This is a genomic window from Stenotrophomonas sp. GD04145 (assembly GCF_029835135.1).
GTDB lineage: Bacteria > Pseudomonadota > Gammaproteobacteria > Xanthomonadales > Xanthomonadaceae > Stenotrophomonas > Stenotrophomonas maltophilia_P.
Genome location: NZ_JAODZG010000031.1, coordinates 11,309 through 27,167, shown reverse-complemented (window position 1 = coordinate 27,167; position 15,859 = coordinate 11,309). Strand labels below are relative to the sequence as shown.

General features: G+C 67.0%; 8 protein-coding genes and 1 riboswitch. Of the genes, 2 read left to right on the top strand and 6 right to left on the bottom strand.

The window, feature by feature from the left end:
• Positions 1 to 18 precede the first annotated feature (18 nt).
• Complete coding sequence (acs, locus tag N7367_RS14205) at positions 19 to 1,962, top strand: acetate--CoA ligase (protein ID WP_065181408.1); 1,944 nt, start codon at positions 19 to 21, stop codon at positions 1,960 to 1,962.
• A 93-nt stretch (positions 1,963 to 2,055) separates the two neighbouring features.
• Entirely contained in the window at positions 2,056 to 2,721 is a 666-nt protein-coding gene (locus tag N7367_RS14200; protein ID WP_005411662.1) for a response regulator transcription factor, read from the top strand.
• 89 nt (positions 2,722 to 2,810) lie between these two features.
• Here the strand turns inward: N7367_RS14200 and N7367_RS14195 are convergent, their stop codons facing one another.
• The 6 genes from N7367_RS14195 to N7367_RS14170 form a co-directional block, all read right to left on the bottom strand.
• On the bottom strand, positions 2,811 to 3,266 hold the full coding sequence (locus N7367_RS14195; protein WP_279942623.1) for a transposase: 456 nt from the start codon (positions 3,264 to 3,266) through the stop codon (positions 2,811 to 2,813).
• A gap of 148 nt (positions 3,267 to 3,414) precedes the next feature.
• Positions 3,415 to 3,990 (bottom strand): manganese efflux pump MntP family protein, encoded by a 576-nt coding sequence (locus N7367_RS14190; protein ID WP_053517695.1) that lies wholly within the window; start codon positions 3,988 to 3,990, stop codon positions 3,415 to 3,417.
• A gap of 88 nt (positions 3,991 to 4,078) precedes the next feature.
• A riboswitch (yybP-ykoY riboswitch) is annotated at positions 4,079 to 4,168 on the bottom strand.
• A 138-nt stretch (positions 4,169 to 4,306) separates the two neighbouring features.
• Complete coding sequence (locus tag N7367_RS14185) at positions 4,307 to 7,765, bottom strand: PAS domain-containing hybrid sensor histidine kinase/response regulator (RefSeq protein WP_053517694.1); 3,459 nt, start codon at positions 7,763 to 7,765, stop codon at positions 4,307 to 4,309.
• A gap of 135 nt (positions 7,766 to 7,900) precedes the next feature.
• Complete coding sequence (locus N7367_RS14180; RefSeq protein ID WP_279942622.1) at positions 7,901 to 10,048, bottom strand: S46 family peptidase; 2,148 nt, start codon at positions 10,046 to 10,048, stop codon at positions 7,901 to 7,903.
• A gap of 131 nt (positions 10,049 to 10,179) precedes the next feature.
• Positions 10,180 to 14,037: a translocation/assembly module TamB gene (locus tag N7367_RS14175; protein WP_279942621.1), complete on the bottom strand. Its 3,858-nt coding sequence runs from the start codon at positions 14,035 to 14,037 to the stop codon at positions 10,180 to 10,182.
• Positions 14,034 to 15,830: an autotransporter assembly complex family protein gene (locus N7367_RS14170; RefSeq protein ID WP_053517726.1), complete on the bottom strand. Its 1,797-nt coding sequence runs from the start codon at positions 15,828 to 15,830 to the stop codon at positions 14,034 to 14,036. Before N7367_RS14170 ends, N7367_RS14175 begins: the two co-directional genes overlap by 4 nt.
• Between the last annotated feature and the right edge of the window lie 29 nt (positions 15,831 to 15,859).

Here is a 15,859-nt window from a genome sequence, read left to right as displayed (position 1 = left end):
CGTGCAAGTGAGGGTGCCATGGCTGATATCTACCCCGTCGATCCGCAGTTCGCCGCCAAGGCACGCATCGACAAGACGTCCTACCAACAGCAGTACCAGGCTTCTGTGACCGACCCGGAGGGTTTCTGGGGCAAGGCCGCCGAGCGCCTGCAATGGATGCGCACGCCGACGAAGATCAAGAACGTCAGCTACGACCTGGCCGACTTCCACATCAAGTGGTTCGAGGACGGCGAGCTCAACGCCAGCGTCAACTGCCTTGACCGCCAGCTGGACAGCCGTGGCGACAAGACCGCCCTGCTGTTCGAGCCGGACAGCCCGGACGCACCGGCCCAGCACGTGACCTATCGCGAGCTGTACGAGCGCACCTGCCGGCTCGGCAATGCGCTGCGCAACCTGGGCGTCGGCAAGGGTGACCGGGTCACCATCTACCTGCCGATGATCGTCGATGCTGCCGTGGCCATGCTGGCCTGCGCGCGCATCGGTGCGATCCATTCGGTAGTGTTCGGTGGCTTCGCGCCGAACTCGATCGCCGATCGTGTCAGCGACTGCCAGAGCAAGCTCATCATCACCGCCGACGAGGGCCTGCGCGGTGGCCGCAAGGTTCCGCTGAAGGCCAACGTCGATGCAGCCCTGAAACTGCCGGGCACCAACACCGTGGAGACCGTGCTGGTGGTGCGCCACACCGGCGGCGCGGTGGACATGCAGGCCCCGCGCGACCGCTGGTTCCATGACGTCGTGGACAGCCAGCCCTCCACCTGCGAGCCGGAGCGTATGAACGCCGAGGATCCGCTGTTCATCCTCTACACGTCCGGTTCCACCGGCAAGCCGAAGGGCGTGCTCCACACCACCGGCGGTTATCTGCTGTACGCGGCATACACCCACGAAGCGGTGTTCGACCTGCGCGAGGACGACATCTACTGGTGTACCGCCGACGTCGGCTGGGTCACCGGCCACAGCTACATCGTGTACGGCCCGCTGGCCAACGGCGCGACCTCGCTGATGTTCGAGGGCGTGCCGAACTACCCGGACACCTCGCGTTTCTGGAACGTCATCGACAAGCACAAGGTGTCGATCTTCTACACCGCCCCGACCGCCATCCGTGCACTGATGCGCGAAGGCGAGGAGCCGGTGAAGAAGACCTCGCGCGCCTCGCTGCGCCTGCTCGGCAGCGTCGGCGAGCCGATCAATCCCGAGGCCTGGCGCTGGTACTACGAGGTGGTCGGCGACAGCCGCTGCCCGATCGTCGATACCTGGTGGCAGACCGAGACCGGCGGCATCCTGATTTCGCCGCTGGCCGGTGCGATGGACCTCAAGCCGGGGTCGGCCACCCTGCCCTTCTTCGGCGTACAGCCGGCGCTGGTGAATGCCGATGGCGAGATCCAGGACGGCCCGACCGAAGGCAATCTGATCATCCGTGATTCCTGGCCGGGCCAGATGCGCACGGTGTACGGCGACCACCAGCGCTTCATCGACACCTATTTCCGCACGTATCCGGGCAGCTACTTCACCGGCGACGGTTGCCGCCGCGACGAAGACGGCTACTACTGGATCACCGGCCGCGTGGACGATGTGATCAACGTGTCCGGCCACCGCATCGGCACCGCCGAGGTCGAAAGCGCGCTGGTCTCGCACCCGAAGGTGGCAGAAGCCGCCGTCGTCGGCTTCCCGCACGACGTGAAGGGCCAAGGCATCTATGCCTACGTCACCCTGGTGGCCGAGGAAGCGCCGAGCGAAGAGCTGCACAAGGAGCTGATCGCATGGGTGCGCAAGGAAATCGGGCCGATCGCCACCCCGGACCACCTGCAGTGGGCACCGGGCCTGCCCAAGACCCGCTCGGGCAAGATCATGCGCCGCATCCTGCGCAAGATTGCTGAAAACGCGCCGGACCAGCTCGGCGACACCTCGACCCTGGCCGATCCGTCGGTGGTGGCGTCACTGGTGGACGAACGCAAGGTACGCTGACGTACGACCCGGGGTCGGACCCCTTTCCGCAGGGAAAGGGCTCTGACCCCAGGGGCCTGGCCCCCGAACAGTTTCCCACGGTTCCCCCCGACCATGACCACCCTCCTGATTGCAGATGACCACCCGCTGTTCCGCGAAGCCCTGCGTGGGGCCGTACAGCGGGTCATCCCCGGCGTGCAGCTGTTCGAGGCTGACAGCGTGGAAGCGCTGTATGCGCTTGCCGACCAGCACAACGACGCCGACCTGGTCCTGATGGACCTCAACATGCCGGGTGCACAGGGTTTCAACGCACTGGTGCACATGCGCTCGCTGCATCCTCACCTGCCGGTGGTGGTCGTCTCCGCGCGGGAGGAGGCCACGGTGATGCGCCGTGCGCTCGATCACGGTGCGCTGGGCTTCATTCCCAAGTCCGCCGACTCGGACACCATCGGTCATGCGCTGGGCACCATCCTCGACGGCGAGACGTGGGCCCCGCCGGAGGCACACAACGTGCCACCCACCGAGCGCGAGGAACGCGAGGTCGGCCAGCGCCTGCGCGAGCTGACGCCGCAGCAGTTCCGCGTGCTGCAGATGCTGGGCGCCGGCCGCCTGAACAAGCAGATCGCCTACGACCTCAACGTCTCCGAAGCGACGATCAAGGCACATGTGACCGCGATCCTGCGCAAGCTGGGCGTGACCAACCGCACCCAGGCGGTGCTGATGGCTGGCAAGCTGGCCATCGACGACGACGCGATCGTGCTGCCGCCGGAAGAAGACTGACCGTGCCGGGCTGCGGAGCCGTGCACGGGGTCTCGTGATGCCCTCGTAGAGCCGAGCCCGTGCTCGGCTGCTCTTCGCCTCAATGCCAATCATGCCTCAAGCGGCCATCGACTCCAGGCATAGGGGTACTCCGCGATACGGGTAGCCAACCCTGCACGCACGGGATTGGCCGCAATGTATCTCGCCTGCGTGTGCAGGCATTCGTCACTGCGCAACGCATGGTCGTAGTACCCCGGCTGCCAGATCGGCACGTTCGCATCAGCGCGCGTGGCGATGGATCTTCCACTCCTGGACTTCAGGATCTGCATGCAGCCGGCCAGCGTGCCGGTACGCAACTCCATCAACCAATGCAGGTGGTCGGGCATGATCACCCAGCCCAGGGAGAAGGTACGACCGGTCCGCTCTACCGTGCGCAGGGCTTCGATCAGCAGCTCAACGTTGGCCTTGTCTATGAACCAGGGACGACGCGCGTGCGTTACCGTGGTAAGCGCATAGACATTGCCGGTATGCGACCAACGACCATAACGAAGTGCGGGACTGGCCATGCGAAGAGGCTATGGCACGCATGACAGCCTCTCCATCAGTGCAACACCGCAATGCCTGTCAGCCAACACCCTGACGTAGAGCCGAGCCCATGCTCGGCTGCTTCATATGCCAGCCGAGCATGGGCTCGGCTCTACAGGTAGCCCCTGCTCAGCCCACGCCGCGCAGGTGTTCGTACAGGATCGTCGCGCCGATGATCACCAGGATCGCGCCGCCAATGATCTCGGCACGCTTGCCAACCATGCTGCCCAGCACGCGGCCGAGCATGATGCCGACGGTGACCATTGTGAGCGTGCACAGGCCGATGACCGCCGCCATCACGCCGATATGGACATCCATGAACGCCAGGCCGATACCCACCGCCATCGCATCGATGCTGGTGGCGAATCCCGTCAGCGCCAGCTTCCAGAAGCCGTGGTGCTGCGAGGGGTCTTCATCTTCTTCACCCTCATCCGGACGCAGACCGTTGTAGATCATGTGGATGCCCAGAGCGCCAAGCAGGCCGAAGGCGATCCAATGATCGAAGGCTTCGACGTACTGCAGGGCGGCGCGGCCGAGCAACCAGCCGATGATGGGCGTGATCGCCTCGATGACGCCGAAGATGATGCCGGCACGCAGTGCATCGCGGAACACCGGCTTGCGCATCGCCGCGCCCTTGCCGATCGCCGCGGCGAAAGCATCGGTGGACATGGCAAAGCCGATCAGGAGGATCGAAATGGGGGACATGTGTGCTTGCTGAGGTCGGGCTTGGACGGACGCACGGCCTGCGCTCGCGCCCAACCTGACGTTGCGCGCGCGGGCCGCTGGTCTCGCCAACCATCATGGTTGTCCACGCCACGGCGCACTGGCCGAGTATGTTGACGTGGACGATTCCTGCGTAGGAATCCGGCTACTCCCCAAGGGGACGCGAAGCTTAGCATCGCGATTCGCGCCTGGCACATTTCTGGTGAAACGCGCAGGCAGGGCTGGTTTGTATAGCGATGGCTATATCAGCGCCGGGCTGCGCGCGGAGCCGAGCATAGGCTCGGCTCTACAGTTGCCATCAGGCTTCGTTGCTGCCGGCGTCGCGCAGCGCGCCGAGGAAGGCGCGCAGCGAGGCCGGCTTGATCGGCTTGGTCAGCACCCGATAACCCCGCTCGCGCGCCATCCGCTTCAGCTCATCGCGACCATCGGCAGTGAGCAGGGCACCGGGCAGCGGATATCCTGCCGCCTCGCGCAGTGCCACCAGCGCGTCCAGGCCATCCATGCGGTCATGCAGGTGGTAATCCACCAGCATCACCTGCGGGCGCTCGGCAATCTTTTCCAGCGCCTGATCGACGGTGGCGGCGGTGATCACCTGCACCTGCCAGCGACCCAGCAGCGCACGCATGCCGTCGAGGATTTCCTCGTCATTGTCCACGCACAGCACGCGCAGGCCGGCCAGCGAATCGCTGCGCACCGGCGTGGCGGCCACCTGGACCGCCGTGGCAGGCTCGGTGTAGCCCGGCAGAGGCGCCACGCGCGGCAGGATGATCGAGAACATCGACCCGCTGCCGACGCGGCTGCGTGCGTTGAGCCGATGGTCCAGCAGGCGCGAGATGCGCTGGCAGATCGACAGGCCCAGGCCCAGGCCCTGCTCGCCCCAGTCGAAGGGCTGCTGGTAGCGATGGAACTCATCGAAGATCTGCCGCATGTGATGCTCCGGGATGCCGGGGCCGGTATCCCACACCTGCAGTTCCACTTCCTCGCCCCGATGGCGCACGGCCAGCACGATGCGGCCCTGCCGTGTATAGCGCAGCGCGTTGGCCAGGAAGTTCTGCAGCACACGCCGCAGCAGGCGCCGGTCGCTGCGCACCCATGCCGGGCGCGCGAACAGATCCAGGCGCAGGCCACGGCCGGCGGCAACCGGCGTGTACTGTGCGGCCAGCTCGCGCATCAGCGCGCTGACGTCGAACTCGCCGATGACCGGATGCAACCCACCTGCATCCAGCCGCGATACGTCCAGCAGGCCATCCAGCAGCTCCTCGGCCGCGCGCAGCGAGGCATCCACGCGCTCGGCCAGATGCTTCTGCTCGTCGCTCACATGGACGCTGTCACGCAGTGCCGAAGCGAACAGGCGCGCGGCATTGAGCGGCTGCAGCACGTCGTGGCTGATCGCGGCCAGGAAGCGGGTCTTCGACTGCTGGGCGGCTTCAGCTTCGTGGGAGCGCTCGGCGACGCGCTGTTCCAGCGTTTCGTTGGCTTCCAGCAGCGCCTTCTCGGCGTGCTTGTAATCGGTGATGTCGTTGTAGCTGGTCACATAGCCGCCACCAGGCAAGGCCTGGCCACGCATCTCGATCACCTTGCCATCGCTGCGCGTGCGCTCGAACACATGCGGTGAACCGGCGCGCATGTAGCCGATGCGGCGGTTGATCTGCACCTCGATGTCGCCCTCGCCCAGCTCGCCCCGTTCGGCGTTGTAGCGGATCAGGTCGGCCACCGGGCGGCCCACGTACAGCATGCCGTCGGGGTAGCCGAACATGTCCTGGTAGCGGCGGTTCCACGCCGTCAGGCGCATGTCCGGATCGACCACGCTGACACCTGCACTGATGTTCTCCAGCGTGGTGGACAGGATCTCGCGGTTGAAGCGCAGTTCCTGCCCGGCTTCGTCCAGCACCGCCACCACCTCACCCAGGTCCATGCCGGAACCGCGCAGCAGGCTGGTCAGCAGCAGGCGCGCGGAGGCGGCACCGATCGACGCGGCCAGCAGGCGCTCGGTGAACTGCACCCAGGGCCGGTCGGCCGGCGCGGAAGACTGCAGTTCGCGGCCCAGCGACTGCGCCTGCTCGAAGAACGAACGCCGCGCATGACGCTCGCCCACCACGCGCGAGGCCAGCGCCAGCAGGTCGCCCACGTGCACGTGGCCCGGCCAACCGCCGGCGACCGAGGGGCGCTCGGCGTACGGATCGAGGAAGGGCGCAGCACGCAGTCGCTCGTCCACCCCCGGCCGCCAGCGTGCGGACACCAGCATCATCGTTGCCGCATTGACCAGCAGCGACCAGAAGGTACCGTGGGTCAGCGGATCCCAGCCGGTCATGCCGAACAGCTGCTGCGGGCGCAGCCATTCGATGCCGAACGGGCCCTGCTGGACCCAGCCGGCGTCGACCCATCCCGCCATGGTCATCGCCGGCAGCAACAGGGTATAGAGCCAGGTGGCGAAGCCGAGCAGCATGCCGGTTTCCACGCCGCGGCGGCTGGCGCCACGCCAATACAGGCCGCCGATCAGGCCCGGTGCGAACTGCGCTACCGCGGCGAACGCCATCAGGCCGTAGGACGCCAGGGTGCTGTCGTTGCTGCTGCTGCGGTAGTAGCTGTACGCCATCAACGCGAGCAGCAGGATCGCCAGGCGGCGGATCCACAGCACGCGTGAAGCCACGTCGGCTGCTTCCTGGTGATCGCCACTGCGGCGCAGCAGCACCGGCATCACCAGATCATTGCTGACCATGGTGGCCAGCGCGATGGATGAGACGATGACCATGCCGGTGGCGGCAGAGAAGCCACCCACATAGGCGACCAGCGCCAGCGCGTTGCGGCCCTCGGCCAGCGGCAGCGCCAGCACCATCGCATCGTCGGCGACGCTGCCGCCGGTGCCGAACAATGTGACGCCCGCGGTGGCGATGGGCAGCACCATCGCCGAGATCAGCACCAGGTAACCACCGAACATCCAGCGTGCACGGCGCACGTCGCGTACATCGCCACATTCCACCACCGCGACATGGAACTGGCGCGGCAGGCAGACGATGGCGAGGAAACTGAGCAGGGTCTGCGAAATGAATCCCACCGGCGGCAATCCGGTGAACAGCGTATGCACCGACTCGACCACCGCATCGGTGCGGTCGGTCAGCCACACATAGGCGAATACGCCAACGGCGAGCATCGCCAGCAGCTTGATCACCGATTCCAGCGCGATCGCCAGCATCATGCCGTGGTGATGCTCGGTGGCATCCACTTGGCGCGTGCCGAACAGCGTGGCGAACAGGGCCATCAGCAGGGCGACATACAGTGCGGGATCGCTGAAGAAGCCGGTCGGGCCGGTGTTGCCGGTCAGCACCTGCAGGCTCATCGCCACCGCTTTGTACTGCAGGGCCAGGTAGGGAACGATGCCGATCAGGGCGATGATCGCCACCAGCGCGGCCAGGCGCCGCGAGCGGCCGAAGCGCGAGGAGATGAAATCGGCGATGGACACCACGTTCTGGCTGCGGGCGATCAGGGCCAGGCGCTCGATGATGCGCCAGCCGAACAGCAGCAGCAGCAGCGGCCCGATGTAGATCGGCAGGTAGCCGATACCGTTGCGCACGGCGGTGCCCACCGCGCCATAGAAGGTCCAGGACGAGCAGTACACGGCCAGCGCCAGGCTGTAGACCACCGGCCGCAGCCAGGGCCGGTCCGGGTACATCGGCCGACGGTCGCCCCACCATGCCACGCCGAACAGCAGTGCGGCATAGGCAACCGAGACCAGCAGCAGGATCCAGCTGGAGACCACGCGCGCGTTTCCGTCAGAGGAACCCGCAGTGTAGGCCAGAGGCGGCCAGACGTACGGGCTCGTTGGGGGCAACACCCCCCACCGGCGTGGGGGGCCTACGCGGTGCGGGCCACGACCGGGGTCGTGGCCGGCGTCTTACTGGGCCGGAACGCCCATTTCCTTCAACAGTTCCGGCGCCGGGTAGACCTTGGCCAGCAGCCAGCGCAGATAGCGCATGTCCACGTGCACGGCGCGCTTGTAGCGCGGATCGAACCACCAGCTGGCACTGACCGATTCCCAGTTGCTGTCGAAGTTCAGGCCAATCAGTTCACCCTTGGCATTGAGCACCGGCGATCCCGAATTGCCGCCGGTGGTATCGAGGTTGGTCAGGAAGTTGACGGTCTGTGTCTTCAGGGCCGGATCGGCCGTGCTACCGAAATCACCCTTGGCGATGGCGGCCAGCAGGGGAGCCGGTGCGTCGAAGGGATAGGCGTTGGTGTTCTTCTCGACGATACCGGCCACCGTGGTCACCGGCGAGTAGGTCACGCCGTCACGCGGGTGCAGTGCCTCGACCTTGCCGTAGCTGATGCGCAGGGTACGGTTGGCATCCGGGTACACCGCGCGGCCCTGCTTGGCACGCCAGGCGAACAGCGCCTGCATGTAGGCCGGGCGCAGGCGCAGCTGCTCGCCTTCGCGGGTCTTGCTCTCGTTCTCGATGCGCAGCTGCGCCGCCACCAGCGGCGCGGCCACTGCGATCAGCGGATCGGGTGCCAGGGCCTTGCCTTCGCGCGCAGCGGCGAGGCGTGAGAGACGCTGCGCCTCGTCGCCCAGCCGGGTGCTGGCGTAAAGCGTGTCCAGCGCCTGCGCCAGCTGCGCCGGGGTGCGGCCGAAGGCGGCATCGAACTCGGCCACGCGCTGCGCGTCCGGCAACTGCTGGTATCGCGTAAGCAGGGTGGTCAGCAGCGCCTTTTCGACCTCCGCTGCATACCGACGCTGCACCTGCTTGAGTACGCCCTCGATCATCGCCTGGTCGCGCTGCTGGTAGCCGCTTTCGCGCTGTGCATCCGGCTTGGCCGACTCGATGCGCAGGCGTTCCAGCAGCAGCGCCGAGCGCAGCAGCTGGCTCTGGTTGGCCATCTGCTCCAGCAGCAGGTCGCGCTCACCCACCGCCGCGCCCTGCGAGAGATTGGCCAGCAACGCCTGGATGTCACTCCGGTACCGGCGGTCGGTGGCCGCCAGCATGGCCGACTCGTCGGCAGCGCGCTGCGCCTTGGCATCGCTGCGCAGCAGGCCTTCCAGTTCGCCGGCGGCACGCTTGCGGTTGTTCTTCAGCGACTGCAGCTGCGAGGCGTAGCGGGTACGCGCCTGTGCATCCTTGGCGCTGGCTGCCTCGAGGGTGTCGATCATCTGCTGGAACACCGATACCCGGCGCGGCAGCACCGCATCGACCTGGCTGGCGAACTCGGCCGCGGTGCGGTGGCGGTAGGTGATGCCCGGGTAACCGGCCAGCATCGCGTAATCGCCCTCCTTCGGACCTTCAACGGACATCTTCAGGTGCGCCGGTGGCTGATAGGGCACGTTGTCCTTGCTGTACGCGGCCGGCTTGCCATCCTTGCCGACATAGGCACGCAGCAGAGTGAAATCGCCGGTGTGGCGCGGCCACATGAAATTGTCGATCTCGTCGCCGTAGTTGCCGATCGCACGCGGCGGCGCGTAGACCAGGCGCACATCGCTCAGTTCCAGCTGGGCAATGCGGTAGAAATCAGTGCCGTAGTACATGTTGGCCACCGAGCAGCGCACGCTGCCGTCCTTCTCGCACTCCGCCACGATCTGCTTGCTGGCCGCATCGACCGCATCGAAGTACGCACGGCCGGTCTTGCCACGGGCATTGGCCAGCACCTGATCGGTCACCTTGTCGAAACCAACGGTGACCAGCACGCGGAAGTCCGGATTGGCCGGCCGCTCGTCGGCGCGCCCCTGGGCGATGAAGCCGTTGTCGATCAGGTTGTGCTCGGGCGAACTGTTGTACTGGATCACGCCCATCGCCACATGGTGGTTGGTCAACAGCAGTCCATCGGCGGAAACGAACGAACCGGTGCCGCCGCCGGCCCGCACCACGGCGCTCAGCGGCGGTGCGGTGACGTTGGCCAGGTCGGCCGGATCGCCCATGAAGCCCGCTGCGCGCAGCGGCTTGGCCAGCTCCGGCAGCTGGGTCGGCATCCACATGCCTTCATCGGCGTGGGCGCCCGCAGCGAGGGTGAGGCCCAGGGCCAGGGCGGCAGGAAGGGTTTTGCGTGGCGACATGAGGCGATCCGGTACGACAGAACAGCCCGGGACCATAGCCGCTGGGGCCGGCAGGGGCAACGGCCGATGGTTGGGGGCCGTGCGCGGCGCCCGCCGGGCGCGGCCCGGCGCTACCGGTCGATGGCGGCGGGTTACTTCTCCCGCCGCCAGTTGATCGAGCCGCGGTTTTCCACCGTGCTCGACTCCACTTCCACGTCGAAACCGCGGCGCAGCAGATACTTCAGGGTGATCACCGAACCGGCGCCGACCAGCGATACGCCATAGCCCACATACAGCTTGGGCGAAATGTACTTGCCCACGCCGATCACCGATCCGCCCAGCGCGCGCGACTGGCTCACGCCCGCATCGTCCAGGCCCAGCTTGGCCCCCAGCTGCGACGCCAGCAGGCCGCTGCCGGCCGACAGTGCGGCCGAGGCTGCATTGACCTGCTGGGCCTGGTCGCTGCTGGCACCGGTGAGGCTGCGGCCCAGCACCAGGTAGGCCAGCGCTTCGGACTGCGACATCGCCGGGTCGGACCACACGTCCGCACGCGGCTGCTGTGCACGGCCGGTCACGTCGATGCCAGCGGTGACATCACCGATCCGGCGCTCGGCGCGGATGTTGATGCGCGGGTCGGATACGGCGTTGTAGTTCCAGTTGAGGTTGCCGCGGGTGATGGTCAGGTCCTGGCCATAGGCCTTGTAGCGGCCACTGACCTCCAGCCCGCCATTGGCGGTCATTTCGCGACCGGGCTTGGCCCAGACCTGCATCTTGCCGGTCAGCGCGCCCTTCAGGCCGAAGCCGGTCATCTTCACCTTGTCGCCCAGGCTGACGGTCAGGTCCATGTCCAGCGGCGAGGTGCGCGATTCCTCCGGATCGGCCGGGTCCAGCACCACCACGTCCTCGGAAACCGACGTGCCGCGATCCAGCCGCTCAAGATCGATGTCCGCTTCCGGCACGTGCACCGTGCCACGCAGCTCCATCGCGGCCTTGGCCAGGGTGAAGTCCAGATTGGGGTTGGCGACGATGCGCAGTTCGCTGGTATTGGACAGCAGCACGTTCTCGCCGTGGATCTTCAGCTGCAGCGGCTGCGCATCACCGAACCAGGACAGGCCGCCATCGACATACAGCGTGCCCTGGCCCGAGTTGGCCTGCGCGGTGATCTTGGCCGAGCCGTCGGGCTGGGCGACGAAGCTGCCCTTGCCCTGGTCGAACGTCAGCCCCAGCGCGGGGAATTCGCCCTTGAAATTGCTCAGCTGCGCGTCGCCGCCCAGCGACGGCTGGCCACGGGTACCGCGCAGGCTGACGTGGCCCTCGATCAGGCCGGTCGGGCGCACGATGTCCGGCGAGAACAGTTCCAGCCAGTACAGCCGCGACATGTTGAGGTAAAGCTCACCGTTCAATGGCGCGCTGGCTTCCCAGCCGGTCTGCATCCTGGCATCGACGAAGCCGTTGCCCTGGAAGCCCATGCCCAGATAGCCCTTGATGCTGGCCGGGGTCATGTCCAGCTTCAGCGAGAACTGGTCGTAACGCACCAGTTCGCCGCGGGTGCTGTCGCCACCGACGTTGCGGTTCTCGCCCAGGCGCACCCCGCCCTCCAGCGAACGCACTTCGACGTGTCCTTCCCACGCATTGCCGCGCGGCCGGATCTGCGCATCCAGACCGAGCTCGCCGCGCAGGTAGATGCGACGTCCGGACTGCGGCGGCAGCCACGGCTGCACCAGTGCCAGCGGCAACGCATCGCCGCGCACCACCAGGCCCTCGCGCGGCCAGTTCGCCTGCGCACAGAGCGCCCCGCTGCTGGCGGCAGCCAGGCAGGCCTCGGCCAGCGTGTAGCTGCCATTGTTGATGGCGAAGGCGGCCGGCGCGCGCAGCGCCCAGGCATCGCCCTTCACCGGTGCGATACGCAGCGAAGCCAGTTCGCCCCGCCATTGCTGGCCCTGCTGGCGCACGCTGCCCTGCAGGTCGATCGCGCCCAGTTCGTTGCGGGTCTGTGCCGCCAGGCGCAGGTTCGACACGCTGCCCTGCGCATCGATGTTCAACCGTTCCAGCAGCATGCCGGCGTTGACCTGCTGTCCCTGCACGGCCAGCGTGCCGCTGTCGCCACGCCACGGCAGCCGCCCCTTGATGCTCAGGCTCTCGGCGCCATAGCCATCCCAGTTGAGGTTGTTGCCGACCAGGTCCGCGGTGATGTCCGGTGCGTCACGCGGGCCGGTCACCTGTACCTCCCCGCGCAGGCCGCCATCGGCGCCAGGCAGCAGGTCGCTCAGCTGCAGCGGTTCGAAACGTGCGTCGATGTCCAGGCGGTCGCCCACCTTGCCCGAGGCGGTGACCCGGCTGCTGCCGACGGCCAGCTTCAGCTCGCCCTGGCCCTGTTCGCCCTGCAGCGCGAACTTGCCCTGCGCATCGAGATTGCGCTGACGCAGCACGCCCTTCAGCGACGGCAGATCGACCGTGGCTTCCAGCGTGCCGGCGGTACCCGGCGGGGCGTTTGCCGGCGGCGGCAGCTGGCGGCCCTTGGACGCCAGGTTGCCCGACAGCCGGCCATTCCATCCAGGCACGAAATAGCCCGGATCGAAGTCCTTCAATGTGGCCTTGGCATCCCAGTCCAGCTGCGGGGCCCATGCCACCTGGCCCTCCACCTGCAACTGCCCGCCGGGCGTCTGCGCCTGCAGCTCGCGGATCGAGGCCGCTTGGTCGTTGCCGCGCACGTCGAAACGCAGCTGCGCCTTCTGCTGCTCACGCTCCACGTCGGCACGACCGATCGCAGCCCATGCCTTCAGCGTCCCTGCCAGGCCGAAGCGGGCTTCCTTCAGTGTCACCGGTACGGGCGGACCACCGACGGTGTTCGGATCCTCCGCCGGCACCCAGGTCAGATCATGGGCGATGACCGAGAAATCGAGTTTCTGCTGGTCTTCCTGGCTGAAATCAGCGGTACCTTCCAGGCGTGCCTCGCCCCCCAGTCCCTTCACCACCAGCGGCGAGACCTTCAGCACCTGGTCCTGCAGCGAGATGACCGAGGGCGCCAGCTCCAGCGCCTGCTCGCCCTGCTTCACCGTGCCGCGCAGCTGGGCGTTGCCGCCCTTGCCGGTGGCGCTGAAATCCAGCGCGAGTGGCGCGATGGCCGAACCCGCGAGCGCTGGCGACAGCAGAGCCGGGTCCAGTTCGTCGCTGCGCACGGTCGCGCTCCAGCTCGGATCGGTCCGCCCGTCAAACACCAGCATCGCATGCAGCGGTTTGGGCGCGCGCCCGGCCACGGCCACTTCCATGTGCGCCAGATTGCCCCGTGCAACCAGGCCGAGCGTGGCGGCCGTGCGCCCACGCGGCGCCGGCAGCACCGCGGTGACGGTCACGTCGGTGTCGTAGTCCTTGGCCGGGATGTAGCGGCCCTGGGCGGTGAAGTTGCCCATATCGCTGTCCACGACCAGCGCGCGCGCCTGGAATTCGCCGTTGGCGATTTCCACCCCGCCGCGCACGCGGCTGATGTCGATCACCGGTTCACCGGCCTGGGTCACCCGGAAACCGTCGATGGCGATGGCGTCGGCCTGGATGGCCAGCGGCATCTCGATCTGCGGCAGCGAGTCCGGCCACGACGGCAGCTTGAACGGCTCCTCGCTCTTGGCCAGGTTCAGCGAGGCATTGGTCAGTTCCAGCCTGTCGAGCAGCAGTTTGCGGCCCAGCAGCGGGCGCAGGTCCGGCTCCAGGTACGCGCGCTCGGCATGGAAGTGGATGTCGTCATAGCGGAAGTCGACGTTGTAGAGCGTCAGCGGGCCGGCCACCGGTCCGTCCACCTTGTCCCAGGTGAAGCTGGCACCCACCGGCAGGCGCGCGACCACCTGCGCCAGCAGCACGTCACGGCCGGCCACGGTCTGCAGCAGCCAGTACAGCAGCAGCAGGCCGAGCAGGACCAGACCCAGCACGCCCACGCCAGACCATGCCCAGAAGCGGCGGCGGCGATAGAAGCGCACGCGCGGCGGCGGTGTTCCCGGGGTCTGTGCGGGCGTGCTCACAGGTCCGCTCCGATGTTCAGATACAGCTGGAACTGCGAATCCGGGTTGTTCAGGCCGTGGGCCACGTCGATGCGCACCGGGCCCACCGGCGACTTCCAGCGCACGCCGAAGCCCACACCGGTATGCAGGTCGATGGTGTTGTCGAAGGCACTGCCGGTGTCGACGAACACCGCCGCACCCCAGGGGCCACCGTTGAAGTAGTGCTCGTACTCGGCCGAGCCGATCACCAGGTTCTTGGCACCCAGCGCGTACTTGTCCGGCGCGGGCGTGCGCGGGCCCACCTCGCGGTAGGCATAGCCACGGATGCTGCGGTCACCGCCAGCGAAGTAGCGCAGGCTGGGTGGCATCGCCACCAGATCGCTGGTCCAGGTGGTGCCCCCCTCGCCACGCAGGATCAGGCGGTTGCTTTCGCCCACCGGAACGTACCAGCGAAGCACGGCATTGGCCTGCACGAAGCTGGTATCGGAGCCGGCGCCTTCAACGCCCGCGCGCACGGTGGCCGTGCCGCTGATGCCTTTGCGCGGGAACATCTCGTCATCGACATTGACGTAGTCGGCCACCAGCTGCGGATAGACCAGCGTGGAGGTGTTGTAGACCGCGTCGGTGAACTCGGTACCCGATGCATAGCGCCAGCGCTCGCGCAGCGCGTTGACCGACGCGATCGCGGTCCAGTATTCGTTGATCTCGCCGCTGCGGCTGGCGATCAGCTTGAAGTTGCGCAGGTCGATGTAGTCGGTCTGCTCGTCGTAGGCGCTGGCGGCGAAGGTATACCAGCCATCAAGCCAGGCGAACGCGGGAATCCGGTAGCTGGTCACCAGGCTCTTGCGCTTCTGCGCATAGTCCAGCTGGGTGTTCATCTTGTGGCCGCGGTTGTTGAGGAACCGCCGCTCGACACCGCCGCGTACACCGGGACCACTCTCGCTGCCGTAGCTCAGGCCCGCGGTGTAGATCGTGCGCTTGGCACGGGTCAGCTTGACGTCGACCGGCACCTCACCATTGTCGTCGGCCTGGTCCGGCCGCGGCTGGATGTCGATCACGCTGAAGTAGTCGAGCTTGGTCAGCGACTCGCGCAGCCGGTCCAGCTTGCCTTCGTGGTAGTAGCTGCCCTGTTCCCAGTACACCAGCGGATCGAACAGCTTGTCGACGAAGTAATCCTGCTCGAACCGGACCGGGCCCATGTTGTAGCGGCGGCCGCTGTCCCAGGTCAGGTCGATGTCCGCGGCGTTGTCGGCGCGGGTGATCTGTACCTGGCGCTGGGTGTAATCGGCATCGAAGTAGCCACGCTCGGCCAGGCGGCGGGTGATGGTGATCTTGCTGGCTTCGTACTGGGTATGTTCGAAACGCTGGCCCTTGCGCGGCTTGAAGGCGGTCAGGTCATCCTGCAGGTACTGGTCGTACATGGCCGGGCCGGTGATGTCGATGTGCTCGCGCCGCACCGTCACCGGCGTGCCCTTGTCGACGTGGATCAGCACCTGCACATGCTCGTCCTGGCGCGGCGCCTCCACCGTGATCACCGGGTTGTAGTACCCGAACGGCTCCAACGCCTGCCGGGTCTGCCGCTCGGCCTGTGACAGCAGGTACTCCAGCCGCGATTCACCCTGCTCCTTGCCGATCGTGTCGTACAGCGTGAGCGATTCCTGGATGTTCTCGATGATCGCGGCGTCGTCGCCCTTGTCCAATCCCTTGATGTCCACCTTGTCGATGGTGCCGCGCGCGTGGGCCACGGGGGTGGCGACCAGCGACAGGACCATCAGCGGCAGGGCGTATTTCTTTGGCTGCATGCGGCACAGCATACCGACCCAACGTGACGATGCGAAATGCA

Coding starts and splice junctions, on each gene's coding strand:
- N7367_RS14190 (WP_053517695.1), bottom strand. CDS start 3,990: ATGTCCCCCATTTCGATCCTCCTGATCGGCTTTGCCATGTCCACCGAT.
- N7367_RS14170 (WP_053517726.1), bottom strand. CDS start 15,830: ATGCTGTGCCGCATGCAGCCAAAGAAATACGCCCTGCCGCTGATGGTC.
- acs (WP_065181408.1), top strand. CDS start 19: ATGGCTGATATCTACCCCGTCGATCCGCAGTTCGCCGCCAAGGCACGC.
- N7367_RS14195 (WP_279942623.1), bottom strand. CDS start 3,266: ATGGCCAGTCCCGCACTTCGTTATGGTCGTTGGTCGCATACCGGCAAT.
- N7367_RS14180 (WP_279942622.1), bottom strand. CDS start 10,048: ATGTCGCCACGCAAAACCCTTCCTGCCGCCCTGGCCCTGGGCCTCACC.
- N7367_RS14200 (WP_005411662.1), top strand. CDS start 2,056: ATGACCACCCTCCTGATTGCAGATGACCACCCGCTGTTCCGCGAAGCC.